Source organism: Flavipsychrobacter stenotrophus (genome assembly GCF_002954265.1).
GTDB classification, from domain to species: Bacteria; Bacteroidota; Bacteroidia; order Chitinophagales; family Chitinophagaceae; genus Flavipsychrobacter; species Flavipsychrobacter stenotrophus.
Window position 1 is genome coordinate 164,487 of record NZ_PPSL01000001.1, and the last position, 21,242, is coordinate 185,728.

A 21,242-nucleotide genomic window follows, 5' to 3' on the forward strand; every position below is an offset into this window, starting at 1 on the left:
ACCAACGTACCATGGGTTATCACGAGTACCAAAAATGTATTGATGCCTGCCTTAAATGTGCGTCAACATGTAATCATTGTGCATCTTCTTGCCTTTCAGAGCAGGATGTAAACATGATGGCAAAATGTATCCAAATGGATATGGAATGTGCTGCTCTATGTTATGCTGCGGCCCAGCTTATGAGTTTGGGAAGCGTTCACGCTAAAGCTATCTGTAAGCTCTGTGCTGAGGTATGCAAAGCTTGTGCTGAAGAATGCAAAAAGCACCACAACGACCATTGCAAGGAGTGTGCAGATGCATGTAATAAATGCGCTGACGAGTGTTCGAAAATGCAATAATTCCCAAATAAGGCATTTACCATTGGAATGGGATTGTTTTCATGGCATTCCCCATTATTTCACATTGGATTTACAGTAATGTCGCTTGCGCGGTTCTACTGCTATTCTTACAAACATTGTATTATGAGAGGTATTTATCAGGATCAAGTATCGCATAGATTCATTGAAGGTCCAATACAATCCAAACCAGTGAATAACAGTTTGCAGGAAGGGACTGCTGAAAAGGCAGCTTACCATGCTGACCTAACTCAAGGTTATGAGTTAGAGAGCGACACCAATGGTATAGATGTATCATATCATGACGCAAATGAGCGATACGATTAGACTAGCCAGAAATAACAGCGATTTCCATCTTCTGCGCCCCCGTAGGTGTAAACGAGTATTTTTCTTATCTTAATCATGTTTATCGGAATGTTAGCGGCCATCAGTGTAAAGTTTTGGGTGGTAACTTTAACACTATTCGCGTTCTAAGAGTATGAACTTTTTCTTCGCAAAGGTGATCAATTTGAGCAAGAAGAGATTGATCAATTTGAATCGGGTTACATTGGTCAGCTTAAATCGGAATCAGGTGGTCAACATAACCGGATTTTGCAATAAATATAATAAATATATTGTATGATGATACAGGAATTCGACTTGAGAGACAACCTCATTACAGTTAGGTATTTTTATAACGGTGCAATAATTACACTGGCATCCATAGACAGCGACGCAAAACTTTTGGCTATGTATTCAGACGTTGACGAAGCAGTAGCGAATGAAATGAAAATGCTTAAAGATGGAAATGATGGCAAGGAATATTATCTTGATGTAACGAATAACGATGGTCATAAAGTTATTGTTTCCCATTCTGAGATTATAAAATGATAAATCCCTTTGACAGCTCAAGTCTAATAAGGATAGATACCTTGTGACAGAAGGACACCAAAATCGAGCATAACGGCTAGAAAGGAATTTTTTTATCTAATATTTACTGCATCAGAGTTAATCAGCAGACCCTAATTAATATAACAACTATGTCAGAGCCAAAACAAATTCCAGAGATACCTAAACAGCCAAAGGAATTACCAAATGAACCAAGCAAGCGTGAGATTACCCCAATACCTCCAGAAAGGCAACCAGTACCCCAAAAGCCGGAAGTGCTTCCTGGAATTGAACCATTAACACCCTTAAAGCCCGGTAACTAAACTCCCTCATTTAGCCATAGTGTAAAATGTGGATTTTTTTTGGCTCTTTAAGATAGTTGCCTGCATTCTTGTTTTCCATAAATTGCGCGATACTGTGGTATTATTCTTTAGTTTTTATAGCAGCATTTATAGTTGATCTTGTTCCTTTTTTCGGTCCACCAGCATGGACTGTAATGGTATTCTTCCAGATGCGGTATGGCCTTAATATCTGGATGGTTTTAGTGGCAGGAGTTTTAGGTTCAACTTTAGGCAGGTATATTCTTAGTCTCTATATTCCATTTTTATCTGCAAAAATTATTAAAGTACAGAAAAATGAGGATATTCAATTTATTGGACAAAAACTAGGTAATAACGGATGGCGAGTACAACTATTTGTATTACTATATACATTGATGCCTTTGCCATCAACGCCTTTATCTACAGCGGCAGGTATGGCTAGGATCAGGACTATCAATATTGTTCTTGCCTCCTTTGTCGGTAAATTTATCAGTGATATGATAATGGTACTTACCGGAGATTATGTAGCTAAAAATGCTCAGGCTGTCGCGCATGGCTTTTTATCATGGAAAACTATTTCAGGTACATTGTTAGGTCTCATTCTTATCTGTGTATTCCTGTTTATTGACTGGCACAAGCTGCTCCGGGAAAATAAATTTCGGTTGAATTTTAATATTTGGAAATGATGGTATTATACGAAATAGTATTCGTAATTAATAAAAAATATGGAACCAAAATTTAAATCTGGCGATATAGTAAAATTAATCTCAGGGGGACCTAATATGTCTGTTCAGGGTATTCATTATGATGTATTAGCTAAGGAGTATGTACAGAATATATTTGATTGTGTTTGGTTTGAAAAAGATAATGACCCTAAACAAGAAGCTCATTATGGCCCTTTTAGTGCAGATGATCTGATAATAGTGACGAGATAACTATATGACCGAAAACTCCTTTCAGGATGCACAACAATAGTAAGGTTGGAGATTTTACACCGGAAGGTTCTAAACAAAGCTATATTTCTGGAAGGTCCTCATTCAAGATGGAAAGAATTAATTTTTGCTTTTTGGTGTTTTTAAAGAGTTTATATACGGGTTTTAGAAAATTACATTTTGTAGGTGCATTTGTTACCATTTTTGGTTCTGCGCGTTTCCAAGAAACGCATCCTTATTATGAAATAGCCAGGAATATCGGAAGACAACTTGCACAAATTGGTTTTACCATTATGACTGGAGGTGGCCCAGGTATTATGGAAGCAGCCAATCGTGGTGCGAAAGAAGCAGGCGGAAGCCTATAGGCTGTAATATAGTTTTGCCCAAAGAGCAACAACCCAATAAATACCTAGAAAAACGGGTTGATATAGATTACTTCTTTGTCCGAAAAATATTATTGACCAAATATTCGTATGCATTTGTGGTAATGCTGGTGGTTATGGAACGATGGATGATTTTTTTGAATCTATAACAATGATACAGACTGGAAAATCAAAGAAATTTCCAGTTATACTCATTGGTAAATCGTACTATTTGGAATTATATGAGTACATACAGAAAATGGTTTATGAGAAAACAATTAGCCCCAGATGATATTCATTCCTGTTTACTGATTCGGTTGACGAAGCGATTAATCATATAATAAAAAATTATATTTAATGCTTTGGTCTTAAAAAGAAAAGAAAAATTCAACCATTAAGATTTTTAGGAGAAGAAAGGTAATAGTGGATTTTTTTCATAGAAATGTCGTATTTTTTAAAATATCTGTATCTAATTTTGGGGATAGTGTTGTTTGACCATGCCACTAAAACATGATCTTAATCATTTTTCTGCTCAACGGCATGATTATGTAATCAATTATAATCACGAGTTTGTTATAACTTTTGAGCTCAATAATATTTATAAGCTATTGTTCGCATATCGGTTCACAACATTATTCACAATTTATTTATTTGATTATGATATTGTATATAAAGAACATGGTCAGTTTGCGTTGTAAAATGATGGTAGCGGAAGAGTTGGTGAAAATGGGAATACAATATATAGATATAGATCTCGGTATTATTGAAATTCCAGAAGATATAACACACGATCAACGGGAACTACTGAGCGCAAACTTGCTCAGATCAGGGCTAGAATTGCTTGACGATAAAAAAAGCATTCTGATTGAAAAAATAAAAAATCTCATTATTGAAATGATTCATTATTCCGATGAATTACCACCAATGAATTATTCCATTTATATAAGCAAAAAATTAGGCTTCGATTATACATATCTTGCTAACATATTTTCTGCGATGAAGCATATCTCCATTCGGCAATACATAATCAACCATAAAATTGAAATGGTAAAAGAACTGCTTTTATACAACGAACTTAGCCTGACTGAAATATCCTTTAAAATGCATTACAGCAGCGTGGGGCATTTATCTAACCAATTCAAAAAGGTTACCAGCTTTTCTCCTTCTTCTTACAAGCAACTTAATCTAAAAAGAACTGTTGCACTTGAGAATGTGTGAATGATGTAACTATCGTCTCCATTTGTGTAATGCTTTATTTAGCATAAGGCATCACCTTTGTACTGTGATTATTCCATCACAATATAAAAATAGATAAAATGTCAAATACAACAAAAAATCCCGGAGAAGGTAATGATGAAGTTAAACAGCCAAATGCTGGTGATGTGAAAAAAAGTATTGAAAATCACAAGCAAGCAGCTCAGCATCATGAGGAAGCGGCAAAACACCACAAGCAAGCGGCAAAGCATCATGAAGAAGGTAACCATGATAGGGCTCATACCAGTACTGTAATTGCTAATGGGCATGCCCATATGGCATCTGAAAAACAAACAGATGATGCAAAGCATCACGCAGTAAACAGTAAGTAGGAATTTAGCAAAAGTCTTTAGAAAGTACTGTTTAGAAGGTTTCTAAACAGTACTTTTTTTAATTGTAAAATTATTTTCGCTAAATGGAAATTTCATGAAGTGTATCATCTATATTGGCATGATTGTCGCACGTTGTACTATTATATCTTTTATACCTCAGGCATTAAAGACTATTTAACACTAAGGATACTTCAGCTATATACACAACTATGTATTCTCTTTTCACATTTGACTCCCTCATTTGGCTCGTATTAGAAAAAGTCCCTGCAAAAGTTCGGGTTGTCAATGTCAAGAAAACGACAAACAATTCAATAAATGACTAGAAACTTCTCCCTGTAATTACCTCATTCAGAAGAAACACTTCGCAGGTCTATTGTAAAAACTATTAGTTACAGAGTTATTATTCTAATTCTTGATTTTGTGTCCATTTAAAGGCACGATTATTTAATAGTATTTCAATGCAAAACAATGCCCTATGAAATACAATTCTTGTGCTAACTTATTTTGGGGTATCGCTTACGAACCTCAAATATTAAAAGACACAATTTCTGTAAAATACTTGTATGAGCAATATAAGAGATGTCCATTTGAAAATAAAAGAATTAAGCAGTAACAACCCTGATGGCCATCGGCATATACGTGTAAATCAATTTGTCAAAGAATTGAACAGTACTATTTATGAGCTTCAATCGTTTCTTGACGCTTTATATTCCACTGCTTTTATAGATTATTACAAAGGGTGCAAAGATGTAATAGCCCTAACGGAAACAGGAAAAAATGGTGAAATTCCACTACATAGTGGACATGGGGATAGCACACAGTATCGTACCTGAATTTTTTTTTCCAATCTTGATGTGGGAATAATGTAATTTATTCACAAATTTATGTAATATATGTAGCTATTTCGTTACTTACCTTTGCCTTGTAATTATCAATTCAAAATTTTAATAAAAATGAAAACAACTCAAAATATCCATTCCAGTCAACAATCTATTAGCAAGTCGAATCAACCATCATTTGGCAAAGAAAGAGAAGACCCACAAATAAAACCAGAGAATCCGCTTCCAAATAAACCAACAACCCCTGCAAAGCCTGATGAAAATCCCGACCCCACCAAACGAAGACCCGGAGTTAACGAACCCGAAAAAAACGACCCTACAAGAATTGAAGAACCAGAAAAAACAGACCCCACCCGCATTGATGAACCACTTCCAACCAAACCTGAACCACCAAAACAATAAATAGAACAATTTCTTAAAATAAATAATTATGGCTAAATATTCCAAAATAGCTCAGGACAAAATTGAAGAGGTGATGCATGAATTTAAGTATGGAGAATTAAAATCGGGTAAAGGCGGTCAAGGCGGAAAAGTAAAAATTCGCAAGCAGGCAATAGCCATCGGTATAAGTGAAGCGAGAGAAGCAGGAACAAAAGTTCCCCCAAAAAAAAGTTAATCAAAAAGTAATTAAACAATTTCTAAAAACAAATAACTATGGCACTATTAAAAGTAATCGAACTCTTAGCTGAGTCAAAAAAAAGTTGGGAAGATGCAACACAAAATGCAGTTACCGAAGCATCTAAATCTATTCGCAACATACGATCTGTGTATATAGAAAATTTAACAGCCGAAGTGGATAAAGGAAAAATTACACATTGGAGGCTAAACTGTAAAATAACTTTCGAAAAAAAATAACGCGATGTCAATCTTGTAGAATTTATAATGGCATTGTTATTTTCTTTGTTTTTTTCATCAGGGGATAGAAAAGGTGACTCTTTAATGCCATTAGGAATATTTTTCTACAATAGCCACCTTACTGAGTGAAGCGCGGGAAGCAGGAGCAAAAGTTCCGAAGGAAAAAAGTTAATTAAAAAGTAATCAAACAATTTATAAAATCAAATAACTATGGCACTATTAAAAGTAATCGAACTCTTAGCCGAGTCAAAAAAAAGTTGGGAAGATGCAACACAAAATGCAGTTACCGAAGCATCTAAAACTATACGTAACATACGCTCCGTGTATGTAAAAAATTTAACAGCCGAAGTGAATAAGGATAAAATTACACACTGGAGGTTGGACTGTAAAATAACTTTTGAGGTGGATGGAAACAATTGAAATTAGTATTCCAGCAATGCCCATAAAGTAAATCATTTCACCAGGCAGCTAACGCATTTAGAAAAACAATATACTACTTAAAAAACGCAGCACTTGAAAATGTGTGAATCCTGCAACTTATTTCTAAACTTCTACAACACTTATCATTTTAAGAGCATCTACCTTTACGTCGTAACAATTCAGTTACAAACTAAAATTATAAAAAAATGGAAAATAAAAAAATTGAAAGCTGCATTGATGCTTGCGAAACATGTGCAGAGGCATGTGAAACTTGCTCAACAGAAAACAAAGGCAAAGCAGGAATGGAACATTCCGAAAAACTTTGCATCGCTTGTGCTGAAGCTTGCAACGCTTTAGTTGCTGCAAGTAAAACCAATTCGAACCTTGATGCTCTTTGCAAAAAATGCAAAGACGCGTGTGATGCTTGTGCAACTGAATGTGAAAAACATTCTGACATGAAACATTGCAAAGAATGTGCAGATGCTTGTCGCAAATGTGCAGCAGAATGTAAATCTATGCTTGCAGTAGCATAATTAAATCGCAACCACTATTACAAGAAATGTTGGTTTTTTTTTCGCAAGATATAAATTTGTGCTTGTAAGTGCTAACGCATTTGCACTGAAGTGTAGAAAATTCGGTTTGGTTGTGCATTGATCATGCTCATTTTAGGACATGACAGTTCAGTAAAGTTTTTCAACACATTGCTTCATGGCTTAGATGTTACTTCAATAATCCGAATGGATATTTCACCTGTAGAAGAAATTTTAGTTCTTGTGCAAACATTCATTCTTTGCTGGCTCATCGGTGTTTGCATTGCAGGTATTCACAATGTTTCGTTCAATAAAAAATCATAAACTCAATTAATTAAAAAAATCAAAATGAAAAAAATAACAACATTCTTACTTGCCGTTGCAATGATGTTTTCGTTTACGCAATGCACCAACTCTTCCGCCGATAAACTTTGCAGCAATGCAGACACCAGAGCAAAAGTAATTTCCGAACTAATGAACAACGATGCTTACATGAAAGAAGTTATGGTTGCCATGAAAACAAAACATTGCGATGCCATTGCTTCTACATCATGCGACATGATGAAAGAAGACAAAGCAATGCAAACAAAAATGATGGGTAGCATGATGGACATGTGCATGGCTGATACGGGTATGTGCAAAATGATGATGGGAAAAACGATGGACATGTGCGACATGGATAAATCAAAATGCAGCATGATGATAGGTTCAATGAAAGAACATCCAAAAGGAACGCAGTCAATGAAAGATATGGGCATGTGCGACATGAAGGGAATGGACATGAGTAAGATGAAATAAGTTACAACAGCATCAGAGATATTTTTGTTAAAAACTAAAATCAAACAAAATGAAAAAAGAATATGAGCTACAGGGAATGAGTTGTGGAGGTTGTGTGAGCAATGTAAAAAGGGCATTGTTACAAGTCCCTGATGTTACAGAGGCAGAAGTCCATCTGAATCCGCAAGGAGCAGTTATCACCATGAATAAATCTATTGCTGTTGACGAATTACAAACGCAACTTAAAAAAGCAGGACATTATACAATTAAGGAAATTGTTTCAAATCTATCAGCATGAAAAAAGTAGAAAGAAAGGCACTAAAGGAAAAACTGCTTATTGCAATTAAAAAATAATAAAGGATAACAAAGCCGACCTCACAACTAAAATTGAAAAGGCAGTTAAGAAATCCATTAAGCAAATTGTAAACAAGACGGCTAAAAAAAGTAAACCCATAATCGCAAAATAAATTCTAACAACAATTCAATTAACAATTTTAAAAACAAATATTATGTTCTACGATGGTTATCATGTTTGGGGAATGCACCTTGTTTGGTGGTTTGTTTGGATAATACTTCTTTTCTGGATTTTCGCAACACCGTATGATGTGCCAGGGCAGCGAAAGAAAAAAGATTCACCGCTTGACATTTTACAAAAACGATTTGCTTCAGGGCAAATCACTAACGAGGAATATCAGGAGAAGAAAAAAATGTTGTAAACGATGCAGGATGCTGGGCTATCAATTTTACCACCACTTATTACCATTGCTTGTGCAGTGTCGTCAAAAAAGATTTTGCCTTCGCTTCTCTTGGGTAGAAACATAGCTAAAAATGGTAGCAATTCTCAAATTATGCAGCCCTGCTTCTTTTCTTGCTTGAAGAATGTCGTAATACTTAATCAGCGTAGCAACATTACTAATGCAAAACATTGCAGTAAATTCTCTGCTGTGGGTTTTGCGGTTGTGGTTGGCTATAATGTAATCGGCTATTTTCTCTAATCGTTTCGGTGATTCCATCAACTCTTTGGTATCAATGTCCTCTACCTCTATATCAATTTCTGTAGCGGTTTCTTTCTTTTTATACCGGCCTACATATTCCACCGAGAATTTCAGTACGTTTTCGTCTTTAATGGCATCAGTAATGACGTACTTGTGCAAACTTTCGCCAAACAGTTCTGTAGTAGTGCGTTTACCCAATTCATTTTTTACAGCATTATCGGCAAAAATGGGTGTACCAGTAAACCTAAACAACTGAATATTATTGAAGAATGCCTTAATCCGGTTGTGGGTTTCGCCGAACTGTGAACGGTGGCACTCGTCAAAAATAAAGACAATATGCTCATCTTTCAACTTCTCCATTTTATCCAAATACTGCTTTTTACTGATTGCAGTATTTAGCTTTTGAATGGTGGTTACGATCAGTTTAGTATCGTTAGAAAATTGACGTACTAATTGATTTGTGTTATTTGTACCGTCAATACACCCCTTGCTGAAGCTGTTAAATTCTTTGTTGGTTTGGTAATCCAAATCTTTTCTGTCCACCACAAACACCACTTTTTTTACCTGCGGCAGGTTCATTAATATCTGGCTGGCCTTAAATGAAGTTAAGGTCTTGCCAGAACCTGTGGTGTGCCAGATGTACCCATTTTTATTACTGTTTATTACCCGGTCAATGAGTGCTTCTACCGCAAAGAATTGATATGGCCGAAGCACCATCAATATCTTATTAGTCTCGTTCACAACAATGTACTTGCATATCATTTTTGATATGTGGCAAGGCTCTAAAAACTCGCTGGTAAACCCGTTTAATATGTTGGTTAGCCGTTTGTTTTCTTTATCTGTCCAGTAAAACGTTTGTTTGAAAGATTGAAGACGGTTGTTGGCGTAATACTTTGTATTTACCCCGTTACTGATTACAAAAATTTGCAAGTATTGAAATAAAGCAGAGTTTGCACCGAACGAATGACGTTGGTAGCGGTTGATCTGGTTAAATGCCTCTTTCAGTTCAAGCCCTCTGCGCTTGAGTTCTATTTGTACTAATGGCAAACCGTTTATCAGTAGCGTAACATCATACCTGTTTTTATACTTGCCTTCTATTGTTACCTGGTGTGTTACCTGAAACTGGTTTTGACACCAATGCTCGGAATTGATAAATTCAAAATAGAGGTTGTCTCCATTGTCCCGCACTATGTGCTGTTTTTCTCTGAGGGTTTTAGCTTTTTCAAATACAGATCCCTTGCTGAGAATATTTAAGACCTTTTCAAATTCCTTCTTACTAAACTGAATATTATTGTGCTTTTCTAATTGCTGTTTTAGGTTGGCAACCAACTCTTTTTCATCTTTGATAAGTATCAAACCATAACCCAACTTTGCCAGTTGAGTTACCAATTGTTCTTCTAATATTTGTTCGGGTTGTTTAGCCATTATCTATTAAGTTACATATCAACGATGTCATTAGTTCCTTATCTGCCGGGTCGCTTTGCGCTACCAGTAAGGCTAATGCCGTCAATGCGTTATCGTTAATTTTTATTTCTCCATTTTTCTTGAATCGGTGTTTGTTCTTTTCAAGGAACCAGATAAAAAGGAATGCCCCAATACGTTTGTTGCCATCACTAAATGGATGGTTTTTAATTATGAAATAGAGCAAATGTGCCGCTTGTTCTTCAATAGTAGGGTACACATATTCTCCGCCAAAAGTTTGTACTACACTATTTAATGTACCTTCAAAACTTTGGTCTTTTTCATTGCCAAATAATTCGGTTGCATCCTTTTTAGCAATTAGTTGATGCTTCAATTCTGCAATAGCGGTTTTTGCTTCGGTATATTTTATTTCATAGGTAATATTAGCGTTTAGCGTGCCTGTTTTTAAGCTATTGCTATCAAATTGACTGAGCAATACAAAACTCCGGGTATAACTGCTCAAAATGTCCAATAGCCCCTTTACTTCGGTAAGCTGCAAGCTATCGGTAGTGCCTGATTGCTGTATTACATTTACTATTTGGTTAAGCTGCTCTAATCGCTGTTGATTAACGGCATAGCCTTTTACGAGATAATCCTTCAACCGTTGTGTTGCCCATTGGCGGAATTTGGTAGCTTGTGTTGAGTTAACCCTATAACCAACTGAAATTATCATATCAAGGTTATATAGGTTCATTTTTCTTATTTTCCCGTCATTGGCAACCTGTTCCAAAATGGAACAGGTTGTATCCTCTGTCAATTCACTGGCTTTATATATGTTTTGTATATGCTTTACAATGGCAGGCCGTTTAACATTAAATAGCGTTGCAATTAGGTGAGCATCCAGCCAAATACTTTCATTATCCAGTGTTACCTGAATATCCGTACCATTGTTTGTTGTATAAATATGAATTTCGCCTTTTTGCATCTGCTAATTTTTATTGATAAATGCTCGTTAAGTAGATTTGCTGCTATTTGATCAATCTGCAATAGTAACCTCTAAAATTATAATTATAAACTTGAAATGCGCACAGTTAACGAGAAAATAACCGATTATTTTAATCCTCTGAACATCTGGTCAATAGCCTTCTTTTTTTGTTCCAAATTAGGATGCACATAGAGATTTAATGTAGTGCTTATGTTTGAATGCCCTAACAAAACACTTACCGTTTTATAATCACACTTACTTTCTACTATAGTTGGATTAGTTGTGTATTGTTACTTGCTGTTCGTATTCAAACCTTTGTTTGCCGATAGCCTTACTTCATTATGATGTCATAGACTTTATTTGTCTATCAGGTCGATAAAATATTTATTAACTCGATCCTGGCAAGATCAATTTCTAAATATCTTTTAGTAACTATTTCAAGTGGGGTATATACAATGTCCCCTTTTATCTCACCGACCATTATGTTTTTTTCTCCGTTTAATAAGGCATGAATAGCAGCAACTCCAAGCTTACTTGCCAATACTCTGTCTGAACAACTTGGTGAGCCGCCACGCTGTATATAACCAAGAATACAAACAGTCACATCATATTGGGGAAATTTCTCCTTTACATCATTGGATATTTTAAACGCACCTCCTGCTTCATTCCCTTCTCCTACTACTACGATTAATGAACTTTTTTTCCGTCCCCAACCTTTTTCTAAAACGGTAAACAAATGTTGAACATCATTTTCTGTTTCCGGTATACAGATTGCCTCTGCTCCAACATTAATTCCTGTTTCATACGCTATAAAACCTGCATCACGCCCCATTACTTCTACAAAGAATATCCTGTTATGTGATTCAGCTGTATCGCGGATTTTATCAATAGCTTCCATCGCTGTATTGGTCGCAGTGTCAAAGCCTATCGCAGAATCAGTCCCAGTGAGATCATTGTCAATGGTTTTGGGGATTCCAATCCACGGGATATTGTAGGTTGATGTGAAAGCCTTTGAACCAGCAAATGAACCATCACCACCAATCAATACTACTGCGTCAATTCCTTCCTTCTTTAATTGCTGATATGCCGATTCTCTTCCATCAGATGTTTTAAAACGCGGACTTCTGGAAGATTTTTGTATTGTACCACCCCTTTGAATAATATTACTTACAGTGGCTGAGTCCATTTCAAAAAAATCTCCATCAATCAGTCCTTCATAGCCACGGCGAATCCCTACCACCTTGATATTATGAAATATAGATGCTCTAACCACTGCTCTTATACAAGCATTTAAACCAGGAGCATCGCCACCGGAAGTTAGGAGGGCTATTTTATTTATCGGGACCATTGATATTTTTTTTGCAGTGATGATAATTATTAAGTGTAAATTTAGGTTAGAAACAAATAGAACAAATGGAAAATGTATATGAATACCCTTACAAGGATCAAGAAGATTTTTTGAAAAAGAATATTATGTTCAAAAATGGACTAGATAAGTTGAATGAAAAATACGAAAATAATAATTTCGATAATCTAGTACCCAACAGTATGAAGAAGATAAATTAGTAAAAATAGATTCGTTAATCTTAATTGAACACTCTTCGCATGTCATACAGGAAATAATGGATTTATTTAAAAAAGTATTTGGTAATTAATATTCCTTATCATACAAGTGTTCCTTTTTATACGTCACGAATTTATCTAAAATAAAAAAAAGGCATAAGTAGAATATTTTAACTTCTGATCTGCCTTATTGTTATTACCCGTAAAATTACATGTCACTCCTTTGAGTAACTCAAAACCTGCATGTAACCCTTAAAGAAGCGGCCTTACCTCGTGTGAATACCTTGTAATACAAGCTATCCCTCAATGACACCACGAGGCATATTCTTTAAAGCTTGGCTTATTTCACAAGTCTTCCATTTTCATTAATCACGTGTATTAATATTCATTTGTGTCGCGGTGACTTTTGGGATAAGATAGTTTTTTTCCAATAACAGAAGTTCCGATAACCCATTCCCAAGCAGCGCCATTTGTTGCTGCAACAACTTATATAAGTCATGGTGTATAATCCCCGGATATAATGGTAAGGCTACCATTTGTATTCGTGAAATAATGTCTTTCAGTTGTAATTGCGACTGGTCTAACCCTGCCAATTGCAAGTCATGCTGCGCGCTACAACCTTTTTCTGTAGAATTCTGGCAGTAATCTCCGTCAGTATCTTTTTTAAATAAAGAATGTATATAGGGTAGTAAATGTTCTTTTTTTATAGTTATGTAACGCTGCACTTCTCCTGTCAACTTATTGCACCATGAAACATATTCTGATGATTTATGCAGCGCATCCCCTTCTTGTATCCTTTGCGCTAGTTTACCAACTGTATTACACAACGTATATATCACATCGTAATGAGCGATGTTTAATCTTTCCACAAAAGATTCCAGTGTTTCGCCATCAAGTTGTTCCTGCTCAGTCATAAAGAGTCTTTCGCAAAATTACTTAAAAATGGCGGCATAGAACCGATATATAACGCGGCAATAATGAATTTATTCTGCGTACTTGGCATTACACCAATAGGCATTGCTTTTGCGTTAATAAAAAAGCCACAATACAAGTTAGCAGAATTATTTAATTTTTACAGGGATATGTATTGGGCCTGGACTTACTGCATTTATATAGCCTTTGCACTTATAATCTGGATACAGGTTGAAATGATTTATTTGCAATCAGTTCACTGGTCTCATACCCTGTACATGCTTTGGGCTATTATTTATCCTTTTTGTTGCATTGTTGCCGAAGGTGAGAAATTATTACAAAAAATAGTAACTATCTCTCTCCCGATCTACAAAGTCATAACATCTCATCTGATTGTATTACCCAGTAGGTTATTTTAGAATATTATCTTCTCAGGTTGAGAATACCTGATCTTCGTCAGTTTTCTTATCAACGGCATGATTATGTTGCAGTTGTAATGAGTGGTTGGACTAGAGGGAAATGAACGTGCAATTGAAATGCGCGATTATTAAGGGGTATAAAAAATATAATCATTTTAAAATAAAAATATTATGAAATATCATGAGTACCAAAAATGTATTGATGCCTGCCTTAAATGTGCGTCAACCTGTAATCATTGTGCATCTTCTTGCCTTTCAGAGCATGATGTAAAAATGATGGCGAAATGTATCCAAATGGATATGGAATGTGCTGTTCTATGTTATGCTGCGGCACAGCTCATGAGTTTAGGAAGCGTCCACGCGAAAGTTATCTGTAAGCTCTGTGCTGAGGTATGCAAAGCTTGTGCTGAAGAATGTAAAAAGCATCACAACGACCATTGCAAGGAGTGTGCAGATGCATGTAATAAATGCGCTGACGAGTGTTCAAAAATGCAATAATTCCCAAATAAGGCATTTACAATTGGAATGGGATTGTTTTCATGGCATTCCCCATTATTTCACATTGGATTTACAGTAATGTCGCTTGCGCGGTTCTACTGCTATTCTTACAAACATTGTATTATGAGAGGTGTTTATCAGGATCAAGTATCGCATAGATTCATTGAAGGTCCAATACAGTCCAAACCAGTGAATAACAGTTTGCAGGAAGGGACTGCTGAAAAGGCAGCTTACCATGCTGACCTAACTCAAGGTTATGAGTTAGAGAGCGACACCAATGGTATAGATGTATCATATCATGACGCAAATGAGCGATACGATTAGACGAGTCAGAAATAACAGCGATTTCATCTTCTGCGTCCCCGCAGGTGTAAACGAGTATTTTTCTAATCTTAATCATGTTTATCGGAATGTTGGCGGCCATCAGTGTAAAGTTTTGGGTGGTAACTTTAACACTATTCGCGTTCTAAGAGTATGAATTTTTTCTTCACAAAGGTGACCAATTTGAGCAAGACAGAAATTGATCAATTTGAATCGGGTTACTCTGGTCAGCTTAAATCGGAATCAGGCGGTCAACATAACCGGACTTTTCAATAAATATACTAAATATATTGTATGATGATAGAGAAATGCGACTTTAGAGACAACCTCATTACAGTTAGGTATTTTTATAACGATGCAATAATTACACTGGCATCCATAGACAGCGACGCAAAACTTTTGGCTACATATTCAGACATTAACGAAGCAGTAGCGAATGAAATGAAAATGCTTAAAGATAGAAATGATGGCAAGAAATATTATCTTGATGTAACGAATAACGCTGGTCATAAAGTTATTGTTTCCCATTCTGAGATTATAAAATGATAAATCCTTCTGACAGCTCCAGTCTAAATATTCCTCAAAAAACAAAATAATACTCACGATTAATAAATTTTAAAAACATGAAAAAGCTCGAAGATAAAACGATATTTATTACCGGAGGGTTGTCTGGAATAGGCAAAGCGTGTGCAATTGCCGCAGCAAAACAAGGTGCTAACATTGTCATAGTAGATATGAAATCTGCGACTACAGATAATGCAATGGAAGAAATAAAAAGAGAAAATTCCAAAGCAATTTTTATTGATTGCGATGTATCAGTCTTTGCCCAGGTACAAGCCGCTGTTGAAAAAGTGGTAAGCACATTTGGTGCGCTGGATGTAGCACTTAACAATGCCGGCATAGGAGGAGAACCAAATAAAATAGGTGATATGACTGAGCAACAATGGCTCAAAGTAATCAATATAAACCTGAACGGTGTGTTTAATTGTATGAAGCATGAGCTGGCTCAGATGTCTAAGCAAAAAAAAGGAGTTATTGTAAATATGGCATCTATTTTGGGTAAAGTTGGCTTCGCTACTTCATCGCATTATGTTGCAGCCAAACATGGTGTAATAGGGCTTACACAAACGGCAGCTTTGGAGTATGCTACTGAAGGAATAAGGATTAATGCAATTTGCCCTGGTTTTATTGATACCCCTTTACTTTCCAACGCAGGGATTACTGATCATTCAGACGTAAAGCATCATATCATTGACCTGCACCCGATAAAACGGTTAGGTAAAGACGTAGAAATTGCCAGTGGTTTTATTTTCCTAGCTTGCGATGAAAGTTCATTTATGAGCGGTACTACTATGGAAATAGATGGTGGTTATTTGGCTCAGTAAGTAGTGATACATCTTAAGCACCGGTTGTTTATTACACCATAAAATGAAGTCAAGTGTGGGATCGTTAAGTTGTATATAGGGGTATTTCATTAAAACCTTCTGCTTCCTTTTCTTCCAATAAAAAATCTTTTACTGATATAAGAATGGCTTTATGCGAAGTAAAAAGCTCCCTGTTGAAATTAATAACTGTCGTAATATCCAAATCTTCAATATTGCCACCTTGCGCATCTTTATAAAAATTATTAAGAGTGGAACTATAGTTATCCTGTATGGAGATAAATATGCTTTTAAATTTTTCGAAATCAGGCTTTGTTTTTTGCTCCATCAGTGAATTTAATTGCAGGTATAATTCTTCAGTTGCGCCTTTTTGCCGTGTAAACAAATTAAACTTTATATCGGTGGACGAACGCCTGAGGTTGGCAATATTGTTGCCTATATCCTTCATGCTTTTTATAGCATACATGGAACTGCGAACTGCGGAAATCAATTGGCTGAGTAAAGGGTTCTGTTCAACCTTAACTTTTGTTCGTAGAGATAAATAAAACGATTGCAACTCGCCCTGCAACTGTTTCAAAAATTCATATTTTTCTTCCATTGTTTTTGAAAAATATTTTCTTTTCTCATTGATAGTTTTAAAAGCAGCATATTCAAATAGACGCTTTGTATCAATATCAAACAAAGCAAGATTGTAAAGCATGGAGTTATGAATAAAATATTCCGTTTCCCTTTTAAATAAATCCAAAGCCGTTTCCGGTTCATTCACATTGGCATTACCAATAAAGGCAGCGGCGGAACCATCCGTATCTTTGAAAAATTTTTCTAGGAACTTCGTGAATGGATCAAGGAAGGGAAGAAAGATTATTATACTGACCAAATTAATCAGGGTTGAAAAGGTAACCAGGCCAATGAGCGGGTCTATGATTCCAATCCCATCAGTTATCATAAGCAAAGTCGGTTTCAGTAAAGTGAACGCCAATACTGTAAGGAAAATATTAAAAAATAAATTACCCAGCGCCACCCGTTTTTTTGAGGCGTTACCTCCTAATGAGCCAGCCAATATTTTAATGCAAGTACCTGTCTCAGAACCGAGCACAATGGCCGCTGCTGCCGGGAAAGTGATAGCTCCTGCATGAAGTGCGCTTAGTGTAAGCGCCATAGTTACAGAACTTGACTGAACAAGAGAAGTGATTACAAAGCCGATAATCAGAAAAACCACCACTGACATCTCGGCATATTTCGAAAAGTCAAAGGTCTTTACCTGACCTTCCATAGCAACTTTCATAAACGAAAGCCCAATGAACAACAAACCAAAGCCCAATAGAAAATAGGCAATGTATTTCATGGTTTTGCGGTTGCCAAAAAGAATAAGAAACAAGCCTCCTAAGAAAACAGCGGGGTAAGCCACAACTTCTATATCCACCTTAAAACCGAGAGTAGCAACCAACCAGCTATCCAGTGTGGTGCCAAGGTTAGCACCCAGAATAATAGCCATTGCATTTTTCATGGTGAACACTCCTGCGCCAACAAATGCAAGTACCATCAGTGAAACCATCGAGCTGCTTTGAAGTATTCCTGTTACTACCGCACCGCCCGCAACTGCACCTATTTTGTTTTTAGTAGTGCGCTGAAGAAAGAGCTTGAAATTTCTCCCGGAAAGATTTTTCAAGGATTCCTCCAACAGATACATGGCAAACAGAAACAAACCGATTCCGGCAGAAAGTTTAAATATGAGAATCCACATAGTCATTAGCGTTGATGTTCCATTTCGTTATATTTTTATCTCTGCAGCAAATTGTTTCTAACTGTTTTGAAGGGTGTTTTACAGTTCCATAAGAACAATGAACACAGCAATCGCCCAACTATGGTTTTAATGCCTTTTTAAATTTTACGCTCTTAAAAATGCTAGCAGGAATCGTTCGGCATTGTTTTAACTTTCTTATGTTTACAATGAAGGACAAGTAATCGTTGATTTTAGTTCAATTTTATTTTTATCAATGCTTCTACAAACAATGCAGTAATATCAATTATCCATTAGAGGAATGAGGAATAGTGTTACAAGTATGATTTTACTATTTCCTGATTTTTAGATTCTTAAAAGCATTTCTTAAAAAAACCGCATGAGCTCCAATGCAAATAGGCGGTTTCACACAGGCATTTTTCATCGCACTTGCTCAGAAGATGGACCAAAAAACAGTAGTGTTCGGGAAATTAGACCGTATAATATGGCACAATTACAAAAACCAGTTAAAAAAATGGTTTCGTAAAGATACGTTGTATTCCTGAAGACGATACCAGCCCTTTTCACACAACGTAGAACTTCTCGTTTTGTAGCTTTAAGCAGAAGTCGGATGCAGCTTGATTCCCACTCCCATAAAACATAAGATTCAAGTAATACGCAAACAACTGGCAGATTTTAGTTTTAATGGCGTGGTTTTTGTTGGATATAAGTATATAATTAATGCTTCTTATCCAGTAAAAATAAATTGGCTAAAGGGGATTTTTCCTCTATTCTTTGAAGATCTAAATCTCAGGGAATAACAAAAGACTATTGTATGCCTAATACTATCAAGAGAAAAATTACCCTTAAGCTCAATAAATTGCAGAAATGCTTAACTGGCATCAAAGGCTTTGATGAGATTACAGAAGGCGGGCTTCCGAAAAACAGAACCACTTTAATTAGCGGAGGTGCCGGTTCAGGAAAAACCCTTTTTGGGATTGATTTTTTAATCAATGGTGCTATCAATTACAAAGAACATGGCGTGTTTATGTCCTTTGAAGAAACAGCAGATGAACTTTTTAAAGATGTGGCTTCTCTCAACTTGGATTTAAAAGTACTTGTTTCGCAAAAAAAAATTGTGCTTGAGCATGTTGTTTTGGAACGTAAAGATATTCAAGAGAAAGACTTTAATCTTGAAGGACTACTGATTCGGCTGGAACATGCAATTGAATCCGTTAACGCCAAACGTGTTGTTTTAGATTCTATTGAATCCCTGTTTGCAGGCATCACAGATAATGGTATTCTTCGCTTAGAGATAAAAAGACTTTTCGGATGGCTTAAAGAAAAGCAAGTTACGGCAATAGTTACGGGCGAGCCGGGACAAGACTCTTATACTCATCACGGCATGGAGCAGTACATTTCCGATTGCATAATTCTTCTCGATAACAGAGTTGACGAAGAAGTTTCCGTTCGAAGAATTCGTGTTGTTAAGTATCGTGGTTCAAATCATGGAACAAACGAATATCCATTTGTAATAGATGACGATGGGCTTTCAGTAATTCCTATCACTTCAGCAGGACTCAATCAACCGGGAACAGCCAAAAGAGTTTCAACTGGAATTTCATCGCTTGATAAACTGTTTAAGGGTGTAGGATATACCAAAGGCAGCACCATACTTGCTTCAGGTACTGCTGGTACCGGAAAAACAAGTTTAGCTGCGGCATTCGCAATAGAAACATGTAAACGTGGAGAACGATGTCTTTTCTTGTCTTATGAAGAATCAGCCGGGCAACTTATTCAAAACATGAAATCCATTGGTTTTAATTTTGAACCATTGATAAAAAAAGGGCTCTTAAAGATTGCGTCCACCAGACCTACCTTCGTTGGTTTAGAGAAGCATTTACTTGATTTATATAAGACCATTGATGGGTTTAAACCTAAATCTGTTGTGATAGATCCGCTGACAAGTCTCATTGGAGAGGGAAGCCCACGTGAAGTTCGATCGATGATTACACGCATGATTGATGTTTTAAAAACCCAAGGCATAACCGGATTTTTTACGAGCCTTGTCTCTTCAACCGCACAAAATGACACGAGCGGCGAAATTGGGGTATCTTCATTGATAGACACTTGGATTGTGGTTAGAGAATTAGAAGAGAAAGTGGGTAAAAAACGTATTCGCGGACTCTACATTGTTAAATCTCGTGGCACAGGTCACTCCAGTGACGTCCACAAATTGATTTTGAGTGATGATGGAATCTCCCTAGAACCAATGGAGGCTGATTCCACTTCAACTCCCGATCCGAAAAAGAAAGTAGGTAGCGGTATTGCTAAAAAATCAAAGAAGATAAATAAAAGTACATAATGAAAGCTGGAGGACGCATGAGCGCATTACATCCTAAATTCATTGTAGGTGTTGGCGGCTCAGCGGGAGCACTTACTGCATACTGGGCGCTCTTGGATGCTCTGCCGCCTGATACAGGTATGGCCTTTGTCATTATTTCTCACATGAGTCCAACTGCTTATAGCCAGTTAGCTCTAATTTTGTCTCGTCACACAAAAATGCCGGTAATCGTGGCTTCCCAAAAGATGCCGATACAGAGGGATCACGTATATGTGATTCCAGCAGACTCAGATCTTTTTATTGAAAAATATATTTTCAAAGTTTTATCCCCTCGTGTTAGTAGGAATAAGCAGATAGATTTATTTTTTGTTTCTTTAGCAGAGGCAATGGGCGCACGTGCAATAGGCATTGTCCTATCAGGGTATGATGGAGACGGCACTGAGGGATGCAAGCAAATCAAAGCAAAGGGAGGAATGACTTTTGCCCAGGACATGTCTGCCGAAGTGCCTCACATGCCTCTTAGTGCTCAGGCTTCGGGCTGTGTTGATTTCGTTATGGCTCCCGGCAAAATTTCAGCCAAATTAATAAAAATGGCAGCTGCGCTAAAAACGTAGAAACGAGGTTATGACTGTTGAGAATGCACCGATCACTTATCAGAACTCCATCTATTTCTTTTCCAGGCATATGCAACAGCGTACATATCTCCTAATCCTCTGTCTCTAACAGATACCGTTTCATGGAATAAAAGGTGTCCTTTATTGTCGTTGGTTACTGTTTATTATTCAGTATCTGTTACGGTAATTGTTCTGAATTGCTTTTTTACCGTTTATCGATCGCTCAATAAACTTTTTTTCTCATTTCGGGTACTACTTCTCCTTC

Annotated in this window: 31 protein-coding genes; 26 read left to right on the forward strand and 5 right to left on the reverse strand. The window is 36.5% G+C overall.

The window, feature by feature from the left end:
• Positions 1 to 179 precede the first annotated feature (179 nt).
• The 20 genes from CJD36_RS23895 to CJD36_RS00825 all read left to right on the forward strand — a co-directional run bounded on the left by CJD36_RS23895 (position 180) and on the right by CJD36_RS00825 (position 8,539).
• On the forward strand, positions 180 to 338 hold the full coding sequence (locus CJD36_RS23895) for a four-helix bundle copper-binding protein (RefSeq protein WP_394337881.1): 159 nt from the start codon (positions 180 to 182) through the stop codon (positions 336 to 338).
• 189 nt (positions 339 to 527) lie between these two features.
• Positions 528 to 662 carry a hypothetical protein gene (locus CJD36_RS23805; protein WP_262497490.1) on the forward strand — a complete coding sequence of 45 codons (135 nt, stop codon included), beginning with the start codon at positions 528 to 530 and terminating at the stop codon, positions 660 to 662.
• 291 nt (positions 663 to 953) lie between these two features.
• Positions 954 to 1,205 carry a hypothetical protein gene (locus CJD36_RS00750; RefSeq protein ID WP_105037205.1) on the forward strand — a complete coding sequence of 84 codons (252 nt, stop codon included), beginning with the start codon at positions 954 to 956 and terminating at the stop codon, positions 1,203 to 1,205.
• Between the two features lie 376 nt (positions 1,206 to 1,581).
• On the forward strand, positions 1,582 to 2,208 hold the full coding sequence (locus CJD36_RS00755) for a hypothetical protein (RefSeq protein WP_240609262.1): 627 nt from the start codon (positions 1,582 to 1,584) through the stop codon (positions 2,206 to 2,208).
• 39 nt (positions 2,209 to 2,247) lie between these two features.
• A complete protein-coding gene (locus tag CJD36_RS00760) occupies positions 2,248 to 2,457 on the forward strand; it encodes a DUF2158 domain-containing protein (RefSeq protein WP_105037207.1) in 210 nt (69 codons plus the stop codon).
• 26 nt (positions 2,458 to 2,483) lie between these two features.
• A complete protein-coding gene (locus CJD36_RS23590; RefSeq protein ID WP_240609263.1) occupies positions 2,484 to 2,819 on the forward strand; it encodes an LOG family protein in 336 nt (111 codons plus the stop codon).
• 112 nt (positions 2,820 to 2,931) lie between these two features.
• Complete coding sequence (locus CJD36_RS23595; RefSeq protein ID WP_394337882.1) at positions 2,932 to 3,108, forward strand: LOG family protein; 177 nt, start codon at positions 2,932 to 2,934, stop codon at positions 3,106 to 3,108.
• Positions 3,109 to 3,473: 365 nt separating this feature from the next.
• Positions 3,474 to 4,034 (forward strand): helix-turn-helix domain-containing protein, encoded by a 561-nt coding sequence (locus CJD36_RS00770; protein ID WP_105037208.1) that lies wholly within the window; start codon positions 3,474 to 3,476, stop codon positions 4,032 to 4,034.
• A gap of 98 nt (positions 4,035 to 4,132) precedes the next feature.
• Positions 4,133 to 4,402: a hypothetical protein gene (locus CJD36_RS00775; protein WP_205685530.1), complete on the forward strand. Its 270-nt coding sequence runs from the start codon at positions 4,133 to 4,135 to the stop codon at positions 4,400 to 4,402.
• A gap of 563 nt (positions 4,403 to 4,965) precedes the next feature.
• A complete protein-coding gene (locus tag CJD36_RS00780) occupies positions 4,966 to 5,235 on the forward strand; it encodes a hypothetical protein (protein WP_105037209.1) in 270 nt (89 codons plus the stop codon).
• Between the two features lie 120 nt (positions 5,236 to 5,355).
• Positions 5,356 to 5,643 (forward strand): hypothetical protein, encoded by a 288-nt coding sequence (locus CJD36_RS00785; protein ID WP_105037210.1) that lies wholly within the window; start codon positions 5,356 to 5,358, stop codon positions 5,641 to 5,643.
• 28 nt (positions 5,644 to 5,671) lie between these two features.
• Positions 5,672 to 5,857 (forward strand): DUF6496 domain-containing protein, encoded by a 186-nt coding sequence (locus CJD36_RS00790; protein WP_105037211.1) that lies wholly within the window; start codon positions 5,672 to 5,674, stop codon positions 5,855 to 5,857.
• A gap of 38 nt (positions 5,858 to 5,895) precedes the next feature.
• Entirely contained in the window at positions 5,896 to 6,096 is a 201-nt protein-coding gene (locus tag CJD36_RS00795) for a dodecin family protein (RefSeq protein WP_105037212.1), read from the forward strand.
• Positions 6,097 to 6,205: 109 nt separating this feature from the next.
• A complete protein-coding gene (locus CJD36_RS23900; protein ID WP_394337883.1) occupies positions 6,206 to 6,268 on the forward strand; it encodes a hypothetical protein in 63 nt (20 codons plus the stop codon).
• 38 nt (positions 6,269 to 6,306) lie between these two features.
• Positions 6,307 to 6,516 carry a dodecin family protein gene (locus CJD36_RS00800; protein ID WP_105037213.1) on the forward strand — a complete coding sequence of 70 codons (210 nt, stop codon included), beginning with the start codon at positions 6,307 to 6,309 and terminating at the stop codon, positions 6,514 to 6,516.
• Between the two features lie 206 nt (positions 6,517 to 6,722).
• Positions 6,723 to 7,049, forward strand: a complete 327-nt coding sequence (locus CJD36_RS22880) for a four-helix bundle copper-binding protein (protein ID WP_117601784.1) — start codon at positions 6,723 to 6,725, stop codon at positions 7,047 to 7,049.
• Positions 7,050 to 7,166: 117 nt separating this feature from the next.
• Positions 7,167 to 7,370 (forward strand): DUF5676 family membrane protein, encoded by a 204-nt coding sequence (locus tag CJD36_RS23905; protein ID WP_394337876.1) that lies wholly within the window; start codon positions 7,167 to 7,169, stop codon positions 7,368 to 7,370.
• 24 nt (positions 7,371 to 7,394) lie between these two features.
• Positions 7,395 to 7,844 carry a hypothetical protein gene (locus tag CJD36_RS00815; protein WP_105037215.1) on the forward strand — a complete coding sequence of 150 codons (450 nt, stop codon included), beginning with the start codon at positions 7,395 to 7,397 and terminating at the stop codon, positions 7,842 to 7,844.
• A gap of 49 nt (positions 7,845 to 7,893) precedes the next feature.
• A complete protein-coding gene (locus tag CJD36_RS00820; protein WP_105037216.1) occupies positions 7,894 to 8,121 on the forward strand; it encodes a heavy-metal-associated domain-containing protein in 228 nt (75 codons plus the stop codon).
• Positions 8,122 to 8,332: 211 nt separating this feature from the next.
• Positions 8,333 to 8,539, forward strand: a complete 207-nt coding sequence (locus CJD36_RS00825; RefSeq protein WP_240609265.1) for an SHOCT domain-containing protein — start codon at positions 8,333 to 8,335, stop codon at positions 8,537 to 8,539.
• A 63-nt stretch (positions 8,540 to 8,602) separates the two neighbouring features.
• Here the strand turns inward: CJD36_RS00825 and CJD36_RS00830 are convergent, their stop codons facing one another.
• The 4 genes from CJD36_RS00830 to CJD36_RS00850 form a co-directional block, all read right to left on the reverse strand.
• Entirely contained in the window at positions 8,603 to 10,243 is a 1,641-nt protein-coding gene (locus CJD36_RS00830) for a type I restriction endonuclease subunit R (RefSeq protein ID WP_205685531.1), read from the reverse strand.
• Entirely contained in the window at positions 10,236 to 11,204 is a 969-nt protein-coding gene (gene rhuM, locus CJD36_RS00835; protein ID WP_105037218.1) for a virulence protein RhuM/Fic/DOC family protein, read from the reverse strand. The genes CJD36_RS00830 and rhuM overlap by 8 nt, the downstream gene beginning before the upstream one ends.
• Before the next feature lie 367 nt (positions 11,205 to 11,571).
• Positions 11,572 to 12,552, reverse strand: a complete 981-nt coding sequence (pfkA, locus tag CJD36_RS00845; protein WP_105037219.1) for a 6-phosphofructokinase — start codon at positions 12,550 to 12,552, stop codon at positions 11,572 to 11,574.
• Between the two features lie 580 nt (positions 12,553 to 13,132).
• Positions 13,133 to 13,681, reverse strand: coding sequence for a hypothetical protein (locus tag CJD36_RS00850; protein ID WP_105037220.1), 549 nt, complete (start codon positions 13,679 to 13,681; stop codon positions 13,133 to 13,135).
• Between the two features lie 756 nt (positions 13,682 to 14,437).
• On the opposite strand from CJD36_RS00850, the gene CJD36_RS23600 reads away from it, so the two are divergent.
• From CJD36_RS23600 to CJD36_RS00875, 4 genes are all read left to right on the forward strand, one after another.
• A complete protein-coding gene (locus CJD36_RS23600) occupies positions 14,438 to 14,596 on the forward strand; it encodes a four-helix bundle copper-binding protein (protein WP_240609297.1) in 159 nt (52 codons plus the stop codon).
• A 189-nt stretch (positions 14,597 to 14,785) separates the two neighbouring features.
• Complete coding sequence (locus CJD36_RS23810) at positions 14,786 to 14,920, forward strand: hypothetical protein (protein WP_262497490.1); 135 nt, start codon at positions 14,786 to 14,788, stop codon at positions 14,918 to 14,920.
• Between the two features lie 291 nt (positions 14,921 to 15,211).
• Entirely contained in the window at positions 15,212 to 15,463 is a 252-nt protein-coding gene (locus tag CJD36_RS00870) for a hypothetical protein (RefSeq protein WP_105037224.1), read from the forward strand.
• Between the two features lie 77 nt (positions 15,464 to 15,540).
• Positions 15,541 to 16,302: an SDR family NAD(P)-dependent oxidoreductase gene (locus CJD36_RS00875; protein WP_105037225.1), complete on the forward strand. Its 762-nt coding sequence runs from the start codon at positions 15,541 to 15,543 to the stop codon at positions 16,300 to 16,302.
• Between the two features lie 64 nt (positions 16,303 to 16,366).
• Here the strand turns inward: CJD36_RS00875 and CJD36_RS00880 are convergent, their stop codons facing one another.
• Positions 16,367 to 18,043 carry a Na/Pi cotransporter family protein gene (locus CJD36_RS00880; RefSeq protein ID WP_161499161.1) on the reverse strand — a complete coding sequence of 559 codons (1,677 nt, stop codon included), beginning with the start codon at positions 18,041 to 18,043 and terminating at the stop codon, positions 16,367 to 16,369.
• Between the two features lie 811 nt (positions 18,044 to 18,854).
• Between CJD36_RS00880 and kaiC the strand changes: the two genes are divergently transcribed.
• Complete coding sequence (gene kaiC / locus CJD36_RS00895) at positions 18,855 to 20,384, forward strand: circadian clock protein KaiC (RefSeq protein WP_105037228.1); 1,530 nt, start codon at positions 18,855 to 18,857, stop codon at positions 20,382 to 20,384.
• Positions 20,384 to 20,977 (forward strand): chemotaxis protein CheB, encoded by a 594-nt coding sequence (locus CJD36_RS00900; protein ID WP_105037229.1) that lies wholly within the window; start codon positions 20,384 to 20,386, stop codon positions 20,975 to 20,977. Before kaiC ends, CJD36_RS00900 begins: the two co-directional genes overlap by 1 nt.
• Positions 20,978 to 21,242: the final 265 nt, after the last annotated feature.